Genomic DNA, 15,267 nt, shown 5'->3' with positions numbered 1-15,267 from the left:
GTACAGAATTTGAAACGCACATCAAAAAAACAAAGAAATGGAAAAAGGTAAAATCGGTGTACAAACGGAAAATATATTTCCCATCATTAAGAAATTTCTATATTCAGAACAGGAAATTTTTATCAGAGAGCTGGTATCAAACGCTGTTGATGCATCAAAAAAATTAAAAAAACTTGCTTCACTGGGTACATTCAAAGGTGAGTTAGGAGATTTAAGCATTGAAGTAATTGCAAATCCTGAAAAAAATGAGTTGACCATTAAAGACCGAGGTGTGGGTATGTCTGCAACTGAAGTCAAAAAGTATATCAATCAGATAGCTTTTTCCGGTGCCAAAGAATTTGTCGAAAAGTTTCAGAAAGAAGACGATAAAGAGCAATTAATCGGAAACTTTGGATTGGGATTTTATTCTGCCTTTATGGTTTCTTCTGAAGTTACCATACTTTCAAAATCTTTTAATCCAAAAGCAAAAGGTGTAAAGTGGGTTTGCGACGGAACTACAGAGTTTAGCATGGAGGAGTATGATAAAGAAGACAGAGGTACAGAGATAATCCTGAAGTTAAATGATGATGCTAAAGAATTTACTGAGAAAACCAGATTGCAAAATATCTTAAACAGGTTTTGCCGGTTTTTACCCATTCCTGTAAAATTGGAAGGGGAGCAAATAAATGAAACTGACCCGATATGGATTAAGCAACCGACTGATTTAAAAGATACCGATTATCAGGAATTTTATAAAAAGATTTATCCTTTTTCCGAGCCTCCGCTTTTTTGGATACACCTGAATGTGGATTATCCATTTAATTTAACCGGTATATTGTATTTTCCTAAGCTGAAAAGCAATTTCGAACCATCAAAAAATAAAATTCAGCTTTACAGCAGACAAGTTTTTGTAACTGATCATGTAGAGGGAGTTGTGCCTGATTTTCTGACATACCTCCACGGTGTTATTGACTCTCCGGATATCCCATTAAATGTTTCCAGAAGTTATCTGCAGGGAGATCCGAATGTTAAAAAAATCAATAATCACATTACAAAAAAAGTCGCCGATAAACTTTCGGAATTATTCAAAGCAGACAGAAAAGCTTATGAAGAAAAATGGTCTGACATAGGAGTTTTTGTGAAGTATGGAATAATCTCTGAGCCTAAATTTGAAGAAAGAGCCAAAAACATTGTTTTACTAAAAAATATAGAAGGGGCTCACTTTACCACGGAAGAGCTTAAAACCAAAATAGCTGATATTCAAACAGACAAAAACAAGAAGCTGATTTTTATCTATACGGATAATCCGGAGGGGCAGCACACTTATATTGAGGCAGCAAAAAAATATAATTACGAAGTGATTGAAGTCGACAGAATAATCGATCAACACTTTATCAGTCATTTGGAAAGGAAAGAAGAAAATGTGTCCTTTGTCAGAGTAGATGCTGACACACCGGACAAATTAGTTGAAAAAGAAGATAATGCCGAATCAGTACTAAATAAAGACGAGGAAGAAAAGTTAAAGAAAATATTTGAAGATAACATTCAGGAAAAGGAAATGAACGCAAGTGTACGTTCGCTAAGTCCTGAAGATGAACCGGTTAAATTAGTAAAACCCGAATGGGAACGCAGAATGAAAGAAATGGCTGCACAGCAAGGTGGCATGGATGTTTTGGGTGGCATGCCTGATAAAAATCATCTGGTAATAAATGCAAATCACCCGATTATGGGAAAAGTTCTTGTAGAACCTTCTGCAGAAAAGCAAAAAGAAATAATTTCATATTTATATGATTTAGCCTTACTTTCGCAAAACGAGCTTAAAGGAGAAAAGCTTTCTTCATTTTTGAAGAAAAGTCTGAATCTTATAAAATAAATGTATATGCTGAAATTGAAATCTTTTTGTCTGTATTTAGTTTTTTTATTTCTTTCATTACTTTCATTACCAACAATTGCTCAGGACACTTTGGTTATTGACCGGGCAGAGCTAAACACTCCCTATCACACTATATATACTCATTTGTATTTCTTGATGCCCGAAAACTATGATGCTGAAATAGCTGCCAGAGTATTCAGACCGGAAGATGTGGCAGACAAGGATGCAGAGCGGCTGGCTATAATGCTGAAGCAATTCTATGACGGTAAGGGTTATTATATAGATATGGATATTATTCCCCGTGAGTCTGACTATATAGACACGGCAACCAACCGTAACCGGTATTATCTTTTTAAAAACTACGATGAAATCTATGTAGAGAAAGTAGGCGATAATTGGTATTACTCATCACGAACCGTAAATGAAATACCCAATCTACACCGCCAGGTTTATCCCTTTGGCAGCGATTTATTAATGAATCTGATTCCAAGATACGGGCAAAAAGAATTTTTCGGACTCCAGGTCTGGCAGCATTTAGGTATTTTATTGATTATAATAATCGCCTTTATTCTCCACAAAATCTTAACCTTACTTATTGAGTTTGTAATTAATAGGCTTACTAAAAGATATAAAGAAGGTAAAGATCACGTAAAAATTGTACATAGGATTGCAATACCTGTTAGCTATTTAATATTAACCCTGGTCGTCGCTGCTCTGGTTCCTCTCGTTCAATTACCTATTACAACCGGCAGATACATTATTCTAACACTAAATGCGCTCACGCCTCTCTTTGGAGCAATAGCGCTATACAGAGGAGTTGACTTAGTTTCCTTGTATTTTGAAAGACAGGCCTCAAAAACAGCAAATACCCTTGATGATATGTTGGTTCCTCTTTTGAGAAAATCACTTAAAGTATTTGTTGTAATCACAGGAGTATTATTTATTCTCCAAAATTTAAACTTTAATATTACTGCTTTACTTGCAGGACTTTCCATAGGTGGTCTTGCATTTGCATTAGCCGCTCAGGATATGATTAAGAACTTTTTCGGTTCACTAATGATTTTTGCAGATAAACCCTTTCAAATAGGTGATTGGATAAATTTTCAGGGGGTTGACGGTATGGTTGAAGAAGTGGGGTTTCGCTCTACCAGAGTCCGGACATTTGCAAACACACTAGTGAGTGTACCAAATGGCCGAATTGTTGACATGGTTGTAGATAACTTTGGAAAAAGAAATTACAGAAGGTTCTTTACAACAATTGCTATTACATATGATACCCCTCCGGCAGTTATTCAAACTTTTGTAGACGGATTGAGGAAAATAATTGAAAAACACCCGAATACACGAAAAGACTTTTATGAAATTCATTTGAATAATCTGGGAAGTCACTCTTTAGATATCATGTTTTATGTTTTCTTTAAAGTACCGACATGGTCTCTGGAGTTAAAAGCCAGACATGAAATAATAATGGAAACGATTTCTCTCGCAAAAACATTAGGTGTTCGCTTTGCCTTTCCTACAGAAACTATTCACATTGAAGATTTTCCTGAAAAGACTAGTTCTACTCCTGAATACAATCTTGAGGAGCAGCACCTTAAAAGCCAGTTAGCTGCTTATGTTCAGAAAAGTAAACTGATGAATAAATAAAAAAAAGGGAGATGTGAAATCACATCTCCCTTTAAAATCATTATCTAAAAGGTCTTTACTTACTATCCGAAGGTTTTTGAGTTTTCTTTCTCGTAGCCTTGGCAGAAATGATAAGACTTTCCTGTTTTTTATCATACTCTATATGAAAAACATGTCCTTCTTTTATTTTGGCATGTAAAATTTCTTCTGCCAAAGGATCTTCCAGGTATTTTTGAATTGCTCTATGTAAAGGTCTGGCGCCATACTGCGGATCATAACCTTTTCTAACTAAAAACTTTTTAGCTTCATCAGAAATTTTCAATTTGTAGCCGATAGACTCAATTCTCTTATAAACATCTTTAAGAACGATATCTATAACTTGCAAAATGTGTCCTTCATCTAGTGAATTAAAGATTACTACATCATCAATTCTATTTAAAAATTCCGGTGCAAAAGTCCGTTTCAGGGCTTTTTCAATAATACCTCTTGAAACATCTTCTGTACTGGTAACCTGAGCAGATGTTGTAAATCCAACACCGGTTCCAAAATCCTTAAGTTGTCTTACTCCAATATTTGAAGTCATAATTATCAAGGTATTTTTGAAATCTACTTTTCTACCTAACCCGTCTGTAAGCATACCATCGTCCAATACTTGCAATAAGATATTGTAAACATCCGGGTGTGCTTTTTCAATTTCATCCAATAATATTACTGAGTAAGGTTTTCTACGAACTTTTTCCGTTAATTGTCCGCCTTCTTCATAACCAACATATCCCGGAGGAGCTCCAATTAATCTTGAAATTGAAAATTTCTCCATATACTCACTCATATCAATTCTGATAAGAGAATCTTCTGAATCAAATAAATATCTGGATAATGCTCTGGCTAACTCTGTTTTCCCAACACCGGTTGGTCCGAGAAAAATAAAGCTACCGATAGGTTTTTTTGGATCTTTTAATCCAACTCTGTTACGCTGTATAGCTTTAGTAACTTTCTGAATAGCGTCATCCTGTCCGATGACTTCAGCTTTCAAATCATCTTTCATGTGCAACAACTTCGCACTTTCACTTTGAGCCACACGCTTAACAGGTATACCTGTCATCATTGCAATTACTTCTGCAATATCTTCTTCACTTACCGGATACTTCTTAGTCTTAGCCTCTTCTTCCCATTCTTTCTTAGCATTGGTGAGCTCTTCAAGCAGTTTTTTCTCCTTATCTCTTAGTTCTGCCGCTTCTTCATAGCGCTGACTTTTTACCACTTTTGTTTTTTCCACTTTCACGTCCTCAATCTTTGCTTCCAATTCTACAATATTCTTGGGAACGTGAATATTTTTTAGATGCACTCTGGCACCCGCTTCATCCATAACATCAATAGCCTTATCCGGTAAAAATCGATCGGTAATGTAGCGGTTACTCAATGAAACACAATTTTTAATCGATTCCGGAGAGTAAGTTACATTATGATAATCTTCATACTTATTTTGAATATTGGTAAGTATATGTTCCGTTTCTTCCGGAGAAGGCGGATCTACAATAACCTTTTGGAATCTACGATCTAAAGCACCATCTTTTTCTATGTATTGACGATATTCATCCAAGGTTGAAGCTCCTATGCATTGTAAATCTCCACGGGCCAAAGCCGGTTTGAAAATATTAGAAGCATCCAGTGAACCGGTAGCTCCACCTGCACCTACTATCGTATGAATCTCATCTATAAAAAGAATTACATCCTTGTTTTTCTCCAACTCATTCATGATAGCTTTCATGCGCTCTTCAAACTGTCCTCTGTATTTCGTTCCGGCTACTAATGCAGCTAAATCGAGCATAACAATTCGCTTATCAAAAAGTACTCTTGAAACCTTTCTCTGAACTATTCTTAGTGCAAGGCCTTCGACAATTGCCGTTTTACCAACACCCGGCTCACCAATTAATATTGGATTATTCTTTTTTCTTCTACTCAATATCTGAGAAACTCTTTCTATTTCAGTCTCCCGTCCAACAATAGGATCTAAATTGTCATCTTCTGCCAACTTGGTAACATCTCTGCCAAAATTATCTAAAACCGGAGTCCGGGACTTAGCACCACCTTTACGTGGCTCACTACTTCCAAACCCACCAGGCTTTCTGGATTTTGATTCTTCATCAAAAGGATCGTCATCCGGCGGATCATTAGACATGCTATCCGTAAAGTCATCTTTCAGAAAATCTAACTCCTCCTTGAATTCATCGTAGCCAATACTTTGATTATCCATAATTTGTACCGCTACGTTATCCTTATTTTTTAAAATAGATAAAAACAAATGTTCGGTTCCAATCAACTCACTTTTCATAACTTTTGCTTCCAGCACCGTAATTTTCAATACTTTTTCAGCTTGCTTTGTTAGTGGCAAACTGCTGGCGTTATAAACAGATTTTGATATCTTACCGTTTATTGCATTTTCTATATCTCTTCTAAGTTTAACCAAGTCTTTATCAAGATTTTTCAGAATCCTTATTGCTAAGCATTCTCCTTCCCTGATTAATCCCAACACCAGGTGCTCAATGCCAATATAGTCATGACCAAGCCTGAGTGCTTCCTCCCTGCTATAGGTTATTACTTCTTTAACCTTTGGTGAAAATTTTGCTTCCATAAAATAATTGTCCTTTTAATACTAAATTCTTTCCATTACTAAATGCAACAGACGCTAAATTTATAACAAATTAGCAGAATTTAAGTTCTTTCCAAAAAATATCTTTACACATTCTATCAGACACTATTGTCAATTTAGTGTACACCACTTTCTATTTTGCAACAAAAAGGTAAATTTTTATATGCCTCAGCATCAGCCTTTACATGGTCGGCATCATAACCGACTTTAGAAATGGCTTCTCTAATCTGATCAATATCTGTTCTGCGTTCATTATAACGTACAGTAATAATTTTATTTTCAATATCAACTTCTGCTGAACGAACTCCCCGTTCAAAAGCCAATGCTTCTAATATAATTTTTTCACAAGTTTTGCATAATACAGAACTCTTTATATCTACTTCTGCAACATTTCTCTGCGCTTGTAAACTTGTAGAGTACATAATAATAAAAAATAATGTAAAAGCCGAATATTTTAATAATTTTTTCATAATTTTTTTTAATTTTAAAGTGTTAAGCGAATACCCGCATAAATTTTTGCTCCGAATACAGGACCCCACACTTGTGTAGCATCAAAATCCTTACCAAAAGGCTCTTCATATCCAATAACCGGATCTTTTTGCTTAAAATTACCTATATTTTCTGCTCCAACATAAATATCTAACTTTCTCAAGCGATGGGTAATCTGAGAATTAAAGGTAGTAAATACCGGTGAATAGTTTTGGTAGGCAGCAACATCTGATTCTTCATCCCAATCAGGTAATCTCATAGAGCCATTGAGTTTTGTAGTGAAATCAAACTGCCAGCGATCAAATGCAGTACTATAAGAAAGATTAAAAAGCCCCTGATGCTTAGGAACAAAAGTTTCTGCTACATAGCTATCATCCAACTTTACTTTTACATCATCCCATTTGTAGGCTATCTTCAACTCCAGATTTTCAATTGGTTCAAAGAAAAGCTCAGCCTGAAAACTATTCGCATATGAAGCATTTTCAAGTGGCGTAAAAACTAGTTTGTCAGGATCTTCATCCCAGTTTGTCAACCATCTGAAGTCAAAATCAGTCCTGTAGAAATCTACAGAAAAATAGGCCGGTCTTTCCAACATATTAAACGATTGATGAAGGCTGATACCATAATTTCTGCTTTCTTCAGGTCTCAACACTCCCGGAAGTTCAATTATTTTAGAGGTAGCCATAAAGTTTAAATTTTCAGGAATAAAATATGGGATTCTCCAACCAGTACCTGCTGATAACCTGATAGTTGTTCTTTCTAATGGCTGATATCTTAAATGAATCCTTGGAGTCGGTTTTATTCCTTGCTGCTCAAAATAATCAGCTCTCAAGCCTGCCACCAAACTAAACTGATCTAAAAAAGTATAGGTATACTCTGCAAATACGCCCGGAATAATATACGAGTTATCATATTCAAACTCATTTTCATTCAATCTGTCCGCATAACTCTCATTATAAAAGTCAGCCTGTAAAGATGTTCCGGTACGTATAACATGATTTGTATTGGAAATTATACTTTGATAGACTAAATTTTGATACAGACTTATCTGCTCACCATTATGCTCTTTTAATCCAAAAACCGAATTCTGCTTCAAATAATTTGCCCGGGCAATCCAGCCTATGCTTTTATAAGGTTTCTCCGGAAATAAATAAGCCAATTTGGAAAATGCACTATATTTTTGGTGATCGATTACAATACCATAATATTCATCTGTTCCAAGATGTTCATCTTTTCTAAAGTCCATCTCTCCACCCTGTCTGTCTTCAATTACACCGGAAACACCAAATTGCCATAAAATCCTGTCATGTGAATCATAAGTCCAGCGATTCATTATATTAAGCTGTCTGTTTAAAGGCATATCCATGAAGTTGTTTCCATTCATGTCCATTCTCAGAAAATTGTAATTTCCATGAAACAAAACCAAACCGGACCATTTATGTCCAAAGTTACGGTGTAGCAAGACATTCGCTTCTGTTCTGCTGGAATGATCTACATACGCATTAAAGTATAAAGGGTCTTCTACTCGCTCAGGTCTTTTAAAATCCAGCATAATCTGACCGGTCATGGCATTAAATCCATGATAAACCGAGCCCGCCCCTTTGGTAATGTGAATATTATCCAACCAGGGACCGGGTATATGTGTTAAACCATAAGTATAGTTAAGCCCGTCTCCTATAGGAATATTTTCAAAACCAATCTGAACATACTTCCCATCCAAACCTAACATTTGAATTTTGCGTGCTCCAGAAACTGCATCACTGTAGCTGATATCTACTGTTGGATTGGTCTCAAAACTTTCAGCCAAATTGCAACAAGCTGCTTTTTGCAACTCCCTTTCGCTGATTGTTACTCTGTTAATTGGTCTGTATACTGCCGTAAAAGTAGGTGGAGTGCTCGTTCTGACGGTAACCTCAGCAATGGAAGTAGATTTATCCAATAAAATCTCGTAAAATTTATCTTTTTCCAATGCAAAAGTATCGTTTTCAAAACCGATAAAACTTACGATAAAAAATTCGGGAACAGAGGTTTTTGGTAACTCTAATTTAAAATTACCCTCATCATCAGCTGCTGTTCCTCTGCTTAAATCCGGTAAAAAAATATTTGCACCGGTTGCCGGGGACTGCTCTCCGGCATCAACCACTTTTATATTACCCGTAATCTGCTGACTACTCACCTCCAGGGTTACAATGGTTGCTAAAAAAATTAATAAATATTTATACGTCTTCATTTTCTGTTTTTATGATTAACACGCTTATCTAGCGTATCAAAATATTAAATTTAATAAAATGCATTTAAATAGCTTAATTACCTGTAGTGTTTTCCTTTACATAAAAAAGATTACTACACAGTACTTTAACTTATAAATACTTTATCAAATAAGCAGAACTGAAGTTAATTGTAAAATATCCCTGCTGTTGACGTATAGCAGAGGTCCATGGTAAGTGGTAGAAATATTTTTCTCTGAATGCTTGTTCTCGGAAAGAATATTTAAAACAAAACCGAATTTAATCGGCATATCATCTGAAGATAAATGTGATTTTTTAGTAATCAAAAACTCTGAATCAACTTTTACGAAGTTTAGATTGTGTTCGCAGCATTGTTGATTACTTATATTTTCTGTAGAGTCATGTGTTTCGGATTCAGAACAGCAACTAATTGCTTTATGCTGACTATGAGAGGTACCGCAACATTTAGCTTCCTGAAATAAATTGGCAGTAGCGGTATTTTTTGCATTACAATAATGCGTATAAATTGCTAAACCCGTAGTTGAAAAAATCAACATAAAGGCCAAAAACAACACAGATATGCTTTGGGCAATTTTCATAACACCTTTAACTTTATATGCTTAAAAAAAGTTCAAAAAGAAGAAAAGCAGGCTTGAAATTTCAAGCCTGCCTTACTTAACCAAAACTACTATCAACCAAAATAGTATCTTGAGTTACCTGAGTAAGGTAACATTACCTTCTTTTTGAATTATAATTCCATTTGTACAAAGTGCTTCAAGCTGAAAAACATAAACTCCTGTATTCATCATCTGTCCATTGAAGCGACCATCCCATCCCTGATTCAAATCTTTTGTTTCGAAAACAAGTCTTCCCCAGCGGTCATAAATTCTAAAGAATTTAATTTCTTCAACAGCTAAACTTCGCACATATAACTTATCATTTATTTCATTTCCATCAGGAGTGAACGTATTTGGAATGAAGATATCAGCTCCGCAATTTTCAATAACTTTAATGGTTTTGCTATCCTGAGATATACATCCAAATTCATTTACGGCCGTTGTGGTATAAGTAGTTTGCACATCAACAGTCACCCACTCTCCATTACAATCCTCACATGACCAGAAAACTCCGTCAGACCAGCCAATACTTACATTTTCTGAGTCTGAAGTAGCGTCTAATGTGATTTGAGTTCCGGAAACAACATGTCTGTCTTCACCAGCGCTTACATAAGGTAACGGGTTTGCAATTACTTCATACATAACTGTATCAGGTACGCAAGCTCCACCTTCAACAATTAATGTATATTCTTTATCATAGTCTGCTAAAACCGTAAGACTCTCATTATTGCTAATTATTTGCCCATCTGCATCAACCCATGTAAAAGTCACTTCAGACAAATCTGAATATTGTAGCAATGTAACCTCTAACTCAACTATATCTTTTTCACATACAGCATGCGAATTAACTGAATTTGTGGCTATGTTATTTATTACATCAACGAAAACACTATCTGAAGATGTACAATTATTTTCATTTTCAACTTCTATTATAAATAGTGTCGGAACCTCCGGGAATAATTCAGTATTTGCAATTCCGTTTCCACTCATGTAATCATTCGGATTCCAGTTCCATGAGGTTATATCTGAAGAAAAGTCAACCGTAGGAGCAAATACTTCTCCTGCACAAATAGTTGCACCACTTTCAATATTAACAAATGGATTATCATTTACGACTACATTTACTTCCTTTTGAACACTGCAATTGAACTGGTTGAATACCTCCACATAATAATCAGTAGTGCCTTGTGGTGTAACCATAGGATTTTCACAATCATAGCAACTCAATCCGCTAACTGTTGTATCCCACTGATAAGATGTTCCTCCACTTACTGTTAATTCAACTGATTCACCAAAACAAATAGCAGTATCAGCTATTATGCTTGCCTCCGGTAAAGGATTCACGGCAATTGCAATGTCAGTAAGACTACTGCAACCAAATTCATTTATCGTTTCCAGAAAATATTGTGTAGAAACCTGTGGCTGTGCAATCGGATCAGGACAAGTAGTGCAGGACAATCCGTTTGTATTTTGCCAGTTATAAGTTATTCCGCCAACCACTTCAATCTCAACACTTTCACCTATACAAATCGTTTGGTTATCTGTTACTATTCCTTCAGGAATCGGATTCACGTTTACAGTAACTGAATCTTCCATTTGACAGCCATTTAAATCTGTGCCTTTAACTACATAAGTAGTAGTAGAAGTTGGAGAAGCAATTACTTTTTGACAATTTTCACAATCCAGAGAAGATGAAGGCGTCCATAAATAGGTATTAGCTCCGCTTACCATCAACTCAGTAGTTTCTCCCAAACAAACAGCAGTATCCTGACTAACTGTTATCGTTGGCAATGGCATTACTATCACATTTACATGAGTTGAGCTTTGACATCCGTTTTGATCCGTTACCGTTAAATTATATGTCGAACTTTGTTGAGGGAATGCTACCGGATTCTGAATATTTGGATCAGACATTCCACCTGTTGAAGACCATTCATAAATTATTCCACCGCTTCCGTTCAGCTCAATTGAATCTCCAAAGCATATTTGCTGATCATTACCGGCAGATGCTACCGGCAAACTATGAATAATTATATCTATAAATTCTGTATTGCTGCAGCCTGTTTCAGAAGTAACTGTCAAAGAAACAGTATACACACCTGTATCAGAAAAGAAAACCTGAGGGTTAGGTATGCTATCAATAGTACCATTATCAAAATCCCACTCCCAGCTTTGAATAGCATAAGCTGATATTGTTAAATCAGTAAACTGAACCATCATAGGGTCACAGGAAACAGTATCAGATGCTGAAAATGATACATTAGGTCCCGGATCTACCTCTATTAAATTTTGTTTGATGATAGTATCTGCGCAAAATCCATTGTCTACAATAAGACTAACGGTATAAATTCCCGGAGTGCTGTAGAAGTTAATTGGATTTGCATCTGTAGAAGTATTTCCATCTCCAAAATCCCACAAATAATCTATTTGAGAATGAGAAGATTGTATTATACTTCCAAAATGCACCTCACCTTCTTTACATAAATATTCTGTACTTGCTGCAAAATCTGATGTCAGACTACCGGTTTTTACCGTATCAGTAGTTTCCACTGAAAATAAGCAACCTAAACCATCGTCAAGTATCATAACAGGGCTGTAATTCCCAACACTCTGATAGGTATGCTGAATTACAGAATCAGTATCATAAATCACTGTCCCATCTCCAAAATCCCAAGTCCAGCTTACGGTGTTCGTAGTTGATGAAATAAAATCTACTACCAAATCGGTACATCCCTGCTGAGGGTTGAAATCAAATGTACCATAAGGTCCCAAAACCACAGTATGGTCAGTAACATGAATAGTGTCTTTACATCCATGAATACTTGTTACCACAAGCGTTACATCAAAATTTCCGGGTGTTAAATATACATGAGTCGGATTTTCCAGATTGGAAGTTTTGCCATCCCCAAAGTTCCAATTCCATGCAACTATATCACCGGTACTTTGATCCTCAAAATTAACTAAAAGAGGCGGACAAGGTGAAAAGGTGGTGTCGGCAGTAAAAGATGCAATTGGATTGCTGATATTTATTGCATTTTGGATTGTAAGTGTGCTGTCACATCCATTCACATCTGTAACTGTTAATGATACAGAATATATTCCTTCAACTGAGTAAAGGTGTGTCGGATTTGTATCTGTAGATGTATTCCCGTCTCCAAAATTCCAGAAATAACTCAGGCCGGTACCATTTGACGTATTTTGAAATGAAACTGGTGTAGCCGTGCATGAAGTATTATCAAAAGTAAAATCAGGCTCCGGAAATGTCGGCTCTATAAAATAATTTTTTGTACTTGTATGACTGCAACCATTATCATCCACAACAGTTAATGAAACCGTGTAACTGCCACTATTTTGATAAGTATGCAAAGGGAATGGGCCTGTACCGGTATTACCGTCTCCAAAATCCCAACCCCATTGGGTAATATTACCCATATATGGAGTAGAATTATCTTCAAACTGAACATCTAATGGAGCACAACCCTGAGTTGGGGTAGCTGTAAAATCAGCAACAGGTCCATTTACAACTATATATTCATTTTTAACAATAGTGTCCTTGCAACCATTTATATCTTCTATTATAAGGCGTACATCATACGAACCGGGTGTAGAAATTGTAAATTGTGGGTTTTGCTGAGTTGATGTCATTCCATCTACTAACCAAAGCCAGGAAACTGCATCCTGAGAATCATCCTGTAAATCAAAATTAAAAGGGGCACAGCCTTCAGTTTCTATAGCATGAAAATCAGCTATGGGTTCAGCAATTGTAATATTATAGCTTATTTGGTCCATACATCCGCTTGGGCTATGTCCGGTCTCTAACGTTATAGTGTATGTACCTGTATTGAAAAAAGTATGAACCGGACTTATATCTGTTGAAACACTTCCGTCACCGAATGACCAATTCCAGCTATCCGGAGCAAATGAATTATCCGTAAACACTACGGTATAAGGGTCTGAACAATTCAGTGTGTATGAAAAATCAGCTAATGGAGGATAAATGTAAATATAATCCTCCAGAATCAAAGTATCTGGACATCCATTATTTAAGGCTATTAAGGTAACATCGAAATATCCGGTATCACTATATGTATAAACTGGTTCAATCAGATTCGAAAATCCACCGTCACCAAAACCCCAAAAATAAATATTTGCACTGTCTGACAAATTCGTAAACGAAATTGGTGAATTAATACAAGAGACTAGAGGTGTAGCCTCAAAATTTGCTGTTGGCTGATTCCCTGCCCTCACATAATTATTCTTTACAATTGTATCACTGCAACCATTATCATTTGTAATAATTAAACTTACATGAAAAATACCTTCAGTAGCATAAGTATGTACCGGATGTTCATCTGTTGAGGTATTACCATCCCCAAAATCCCATTCCCAGCTTGTAATATCAGGCACAGCAGTTGTAGTACTTGTGAAGTTAACATCCAGCGGGACACAACCCATAGTTGTATCTGCTACAAAATCTCCCACCGGAGCAGTAATTACAACCGGGGTATCATAATTTACTAAGACACTACAATTGTTTGGATTGGTAACTTCTAATGATACATCAAATTCTCCATATTGAGTATAAGTGTGTACCGGGTTAAGATCATTACTGGTTGTTCCATCACCAAAATCCCAGTTTAACTGAGAACCAGCCGGTGCATCTGAAGTAAAGTTTACAGTTAATGGAGTTTGACAACTAAAAATATCTGACAACGAAATATTAATCGCCTGAGGTGCGCTGACTTCTATGTAGTTTGCATAAACAATAGTATCTATACATCCACCCGGAGTTGTAGCTATCATGCTTACTGTATAGGTTCCCGGTAAATTATATACGATTTGAGGGTTTTCTGCGGTGGAAGTTTCACCATTTCCAAAATCCCATATAAAGTCATTGGCAGGCAAATTACTTAAATTGGTAAATGAAACCGTTTCACCAATACAAACATTCGTTAAATCAGATTCAAAATCAGCGGTAAACTCTTCTATATTTATAAAATTACTTTTTGAAACTGAAGATATGCAACCATCACTATCAGTTACAGTAAGATTTACTGTATAATTTCCTTGTTGATTATAAGTCATTGAAGGAGTTTCCACAGATGTGGTTTGCCCATTCCCAAAATCCCAATGATATGTTAAATTGTTACCTGTCGATAAATTAGTAAAATTAACACTCAGGGGAGCTATGCATGAATTATTTATATCAGAAACAAAATCCGCTACAGGCTCCGGATTTACAGTTATATAATCTGTATATGTTACCGAATGCTGACAACCATTTGCATCAAAAACCATTAATGTCACATCATAAGTTCCGGGCTGCGTAAAAGTATGTGTTGGGTTTTGACTATAACTATCTCCACCATCACTAAAATTCCATGCCCAGTTTTGAATATTTGATGACCCTGCAACACTTAAATCCTGAAAATTAACTGTCATCGGAGCACATCCACTTAGTGCATCAACTGTAAATTCAGTCTGAGGTGGATAATAAACAGAAATAAAGTCAGTCTTAACAATAGTATCTGACACATTTCCATCTGATACAATCAGCGTCACATGATAATCCCCGGATTGTATATAAATAGCACCGGGATTCTGTTGCGTAGATGTATTTCCGTTTCCGAAATTCCAAAACCAGGAGGTAATATTCCCCTGAGAATTATCAGTAAACTGAACGACTAACGGACTACAAGCCGCTGATTTGTTTGCGGTAAAATCTGCAACTACCTGTGCTTGTAAGCTTATAGTTGAGACAGAAAAAAGTAACATTACCGCATAAATAGTTATGCGTATCATGAT

Annotated in this window: 7 protein-coding genes; 2 read left to right on the top strand and 5 right to left on the bottom strand. The window is 36.0% G+C overall.

All coding sequences use genetic code 11. From position 1 onward, the window contains the following. Window positions 1-37: 37 nt before the first annotated feature. Complete coding sequence (gene htpG / locus EA412_07505) at window positions 38-1,852, top strand: molecular chaperone HtpG (protein ID TVR78929.1); 1,815 nt, start codon at window positions 38-40, stop codon at window positions 1,850-1,852. After that, window positions 1,853-3,499 carry a mechanosensitive ion channel family protein gene (locus EA412_07500; protein ID TVR78928.1) on the top strand — a complete coding sequence of 549 codons (1,647 nt, stop codon included), beginning with the start codon at window positions 1,853-1,855 and terminating at the stop codon, window positions 3,497-3,499. It abuts the gene before it with no gap. A gap of 55 nt (window positions 3,500-3,554) precedes the next feature. Here the strand turns inward: EA412_07500 and EA412_07495 are convergent, their stop codons facing one another. From EA412_07495 to EA412_07475, 5 genes are all read right to left on the bottom strand, one after another. After that, window positions 3,555-6,110 (bottom strand): ATP-dependent Clp protease ATP-binding subunit, encoded by a 2,556-nt coding sequence (locus tag EA412_07495; GenBank protein ID TVR78927.1) that lies wholly within the window; start codon window positions 6,108-6,110, stop codon window positions 3,555-3,557. Between the two features lie 134 nt (window positions 6,111-6,244). Next, window positions 6,245-6,598 (bottom strand): heavy-metal-associated domain-containing protein, encoded by a 354-nt coding sequence (locus EA412_07490; GenBank protein ID TVR78926.1) that lies wholly within the window; start codon window positions 6,596-6,598, stop codon window positions 6,245-6,247. 14 nt (window positions 6,599-6,612) lie between these two features. After that, window positions 6,613-8,847: a TonB-dependent receptor gene (locus EA412_07485; protein TVR78925.1), complete on the bottom strand. Its 2,235-nt coding sequence runs from the start codon at window positions 8,845-8,847 to the stop codon at window positions 6,613-6,615. A 144-nt stretch (window positions 8,848-8,991) separates the two neighbouring features. Further along, on the bottom strand, window positions 8,992-9,444 hold the full coding sequence (locus EA412_07480) for a hypothetical protein (GenBank protein TVR78924.1): 453 nt from the start codon (window positions 9,442-9,444) through the stop codon (window positions 8,992-8,994). A gap of 114 nt (window positions 9,445-9,558) precedes the next feature. Then, entirely contained in the window at window positions 9,559-15,264 is a 5,706-nt protein-coding gene (locus EA412_07475) for a PKD domain-containing protein (protein TVR78923.1), read from the bottom strand. Window positions 15,265-15,267: the final 3 nt, after the last annotated feature.

Source organism: Chitinophagaceae bacterium (assembly GCA_007695095.1).
Taxonomy (GTDB): domain Bacteria; phylum Bacteroidota; class Bacteroidia; order Chitinophagales; family REEL01; genus REEL01.
This window is presented reverse-complemented; position numbering and strand designations above follow the sequence as displayed.